This window comes from Eubacterium ramulus ATCC 29099 (genome assembly GCF_000469345.1).
Lineage (GTDB): Bacteria > Bacillota > Clostridia > Lachnospirales > Lachnospiraceae > Eubacterium_I > Eubacterium_I ramulus.
In genome coordinates this window covers 49,571-53,597 of record NZ_KI271134.1, presented here as the reverse complement: position 1 = coordinate 53,597, position 4,027 = coordinate 49,571, and the positions used below count along the sequence as shown (strand labels likewise).

Here is a 4,027-nt window from a genome sequence, read left to right as displayed (position 1 = left end):
TTGAAGCGGGGGAATGCTTATCTGCGTTCAAAAAACTCCTTCACCTGTTGTAAAATAATCTCCATCAGACGCTTGCGTGTCTCCACAGCCGCCCATGCAATATGCGGTGTGATCACAAGTCTCTCACTATCCTTGATGCGGCGCAGCGGATTGTCTTCACGCATCGGCTCCACACTCAGCACATCCAGTCCTGCTGCCGCAATCGTTCCCTGCTCCAGTGCATCCGCCAGATCTGCTTCCACCACGATTGGCCCACGTCCCACATTGATAAAAATTGCGCTACGTTTCATTTTTGCAAAAGCTGCCGCATTCATCAGATGCTCTGTCTGCTCTGTGAGCGGTGCATGCACGGATACGATGTCTGATGTGGTAAGTAACGTGTCAAAATCCACACGCTCATAAGCGTCCTCCGTATGGTTCCCGGAAGTAGAATAATAGATCACATGGCAGCCAAAGGCTTTTGCCAGATCTGCCACCCGTTTTCCAATCGCTCCCAGACCGATGATACCCCAGGTCATTTTACCGAGTTCATGAAAATGATTTGCAAAATGCGTAAACATGGAATCATTTACATACTTCTCTGATTTGACATAATTGTCATAATAAGGCATCTTTTCAAGCAGATAAAACAGCAGCGCAAATGTATGCTGTGCCACACATTCCGTAGAATAGCCTGCCACATTCCGCCATGCAATATTCCGCTCTTCCAGAAACTTTTTGTCAAGATTATTCGTGCCCGTAGCAGTTACACATACCAGTTTCAGGTTGCGGGCAGTACCAACGGTCTGCTCATTGATCTCCATCTTATTGACGATAACCACATCTGCGTCCTGTACACGATCCGGCACTTCCTCCGGCTTGCTGCTTCCATAACGGACCACTTCGCCCAACACCTCGAATCCGCTAAGGTCAATGTCTGTTCCTATTGAATTATCATCTAAAAAAACTATCTTCATATCTTTCACATTCCTTCCAGCCAAACTTCTAAGCAAGTCATCCGGCTGTAATATTGTTTTCTGGCTTCGCCCATTGTAACTCATTTTTACAAAAAAAGAAAGTGGCTGGCACTCAAAAGAGTCCCTCCACTTTCTTAGGATTTTTAATTCTTATTTGTTTTTCGGTCTGCGTACACCGAAGGATACAACAAATCCAAGAACGGTTACGATAATCATCATGAAAATCGTTGTCATGAAGGATCCGCTTGCATCGTACAGTTTACCTGCGATAGTAGAAGCAAAAGATGCAATCAGCAGGTTTGTATTGATCAGTGAAAAGTTCATGGAGTAATTTTCACGGCCAAAGAAATCACTGATGATCGCTGAGTTGGTCGGTGTAACTCCACCATAAGCAAGTCCGCCTACCACAAATCCAATTACGATAAACGCAAAGTTACCGCTTACCAGCGCAAGTACAAGGATCAGAGCAGCAACGATGAAAATGATCATATCCAGGATCATAGTAAATCTGTAACCTTTTTTATCAAATAAGCCACCGAAGATTACACGGCCGATACCATTGAAAATAGAGATCAGACCTACCACAGTCGCAATATTTCCGTCAGATACGGTTGTACCAACCTGACTTGCAATACCACTTGCCTGGGAAACCAGTGCAAGACCTGCAGCACTTACCAGAATTGCCCAGATATAGTAGAACCAGAAAGTCGGCATAGTTGCCATTTTGCCGGTATTTACTTCACATGCCGGCTCACGGACTGCTTTTGCTTTCGCGGAACCTGCACCCGGATTATAACCAGCTTCCGGTTTTACGAAGAAGAAGCTGCAGATTACCATTACGATTACAATAATAATACCGAGAACACGGAATGTAGCCTGCCATTTGTCTGTTCCGTCAGACGGTGTAACAGCAGCAAATACTTTACCAATAATGAAGCTGCTCAGACCAAATCCCATCAGAAGGATACCGGAAATCAGGCCCTGTTTGTCCGGGAACCACAAAGACATGGTACTCATAACTGCATTATAAGCGAATCCTGCACCAAGACCACACAAGATACCGAAACCAAGATACAGTGTTGCCGGTGAAGCACCTGTTGTGGAAGCAAGCATAAATCCTGCTAAAAATAAAATTCCTGAAAGAATAATGTAGATCTTCGGACTGACTTTTTTTGCCATCATTCCGGCAATCAGACATCCAATGCAGAAAAATGCCATAACCATGGTAAATGTCATAGATAACTGTGCTGCTGTCCAGTCCGGACGGGAAGCACCGATTGATTTGGACATAACGGACCATGCGTATACCAGACCTGCGAGAAGCAGAGTGATAACACCGATGATCGCATATACCCAGCGATTTAAGTTTTTCATACTAACTTTCCCTCCTAAAAATTTATACTATCTATATTCCATAAAAAAAGCGGAGAAAAACATTTCTCCATTGCAACGTAAACTATTATAATCTAACTTTATACATCTTGCAAGATTTTTTTATTTCCAACTCCGGAGAAAAAGTCTGAAAAGTGGAGCATCAGCTTCACGATATGCGAATATTGGGTAGAATTGTGGGAGTACAAAGTACGGAACAATTCGTAAGGCATCTTTTGACCCCAACATCATAGGATTTGGGTGTCAAAACAGCTCTTGCATCGGGAACTACCTCTCGCCAAATGGATGGCTTTCTGCTATAATAAACAGAAACAGTAAACAATTTATGTTTTACGGATAAGGAGATGGCTCCGACATGAGTTCGAATTTAACTGAAAAACAATTAACCCTGCCCCTGTCCGCGGATGTTCTGACAGGTGCACTGACACGCCGGGAAAAAGCGGGATTCCGATTTGGGGCACACATCCATACAACGATCGAGTTTTACCGGATTCTCTCCGGCTTCTGCTATATGGATATCGGCACAGAAACCATCACATGCAATACCGGAGATTTTATCATGATTCTCCCTAACGTTGTACATTCCTTTTATCTTGGAAAAGACAGTGACTGTGAATTCCAGCAGATTCACTTCCGACCGGAAACCTTTGCCAATGTCATTCTGGATAACAGCGGAATCTATCCCATCAGCATGATGCATGCGATACACTTTCATTTTAAGACATACTACCATCAGAAATCGGATTCTGTCCTGGACGACTGTCTGCAGAAAGTCATTGATCTGCACGCTTCCTCGGACAGCCTGTTTTCCGCTGCCAATATCAATCTGGCTCTGATGAATATCATGCTCCATATCCTGGACAAGAAGCAGCCGGATCACCATTTTGTGGATCCAAATATCCAGAACAGTTATGTGGCATATACTCTGGATCACATCCATAAAAATTATATGTACAAGATTCATCAGGAAGATATCGCCAAAGAACTTCAGATTTCCGTAAGATATCTGAGTACGCTGTTCAAAAAATATATGAACATTACATTGTCCAACTATATCAATATTTACCGGATCAATAAGTCCATTGAACTGATGCAGTCGGACAAATCACTGACAGAGATTGCACAGCTGGTAGGCTTCAAGGATTCCCAGCACTACTCCAAACTGTTTATGACCATCATTGGAGAAACACCCTCCAGTTACCGGAAATCTTATATCAAAGACTATTATTAAAAACGATACTTTTTCTTTTCGTTTGATAAAAAAATATTGCAAAACGGGCGCCGCACTTTCCTGCGACGCCCATTTTTCTTACTTTTTCAAGTATTCTTTTATGTCTTTTACAAACGAATCACTGCTCTGTATTAAACGTTCAGTTTTCCACCTGTAACTGTATAGGTTTTTCCACCAACTTTTACGGTTCCGTTATAGGAGAAATCAATCTTTCCTCCACGAACATACCACCAGCCATTCTCATTCTGAGCTGCGCCATTGAAGTTGAAATCAATCTTGCCGCCTTCGAATTTCCACCAGCCGTTTTCATTTGCTGCAAGTCCGTTGAAGTTGAAGTCGATCATTCCGTTGCGTACATACCACCAGCCTTGCTCGTTTGGTACGATACCATTGAAGTTGAAGTTGATCTGTCCGCCCTGAACATACCACCAGCCATACTCATTTGCTA

The 4,027-nt window shown here is 43.2% G+C and carries 4 protein-coding genes; 1 reads left to right on the top strand and 3 read right to left on the bottom strand.

The window, feature by feature from the left end; all coding sequences use genetic code 11:
* Positions 1–17: 17 nt before the first annotated feature.
* Positions 18–956 (bottom strand): D-2-hydroxyacid dehydrogenase, encoded by a 939-nt coding sequence (locus HMPREF0373_RS09170; RefSeq protein WP_022035181.1) that lies wholly within the window; start codon positions 954–956, stop codon positions 18–20.
* A gap of 150 nt (positions 957–1,106) precedes the next feature.
* Positions 1,107–2,330 carry an MFS transporter gene (locus HMPREF0373_RS09165; protein WP_021739412.1) on the bottom strand — a complete coding sequence of 408 codons (1,224 nt, stop codon included), beginning with the start codon at positions 2,328–2,330 and terminating at the stop codon, positions 1,107–1,109.
* Positions 2,331–2,703: 373 nt separating this feature from the next.
* Here HMPREF0373_RS09165 and HMPREF0373_RS09160 point away from each other — a divergent pair, with 373 nt between their 5' ends.
* Entirely contained in the window at positions 2,704–3,579 is an 876-nt protein-coding gene (locus tag HMPREF0373_RS09160) for an AraC family transcriptional regulator (RefSeq protein ID WP_022035180.1), read from the top strand.
* Between the two features lie 131 nt (positions 3,580–3,710).
* On the opposite strand, the gene HMPREF0373_RS09155 is transcribed toward HMPREF0373_RS09160, so the two are convergent.
* Positions 3,711–4,027: hypothetical protein (locus HMPREF0373_RS09155; protein ID WP_021739409.1), on the bottom strand; the 317-nt coding region annotated here is incomplete at its 5' end.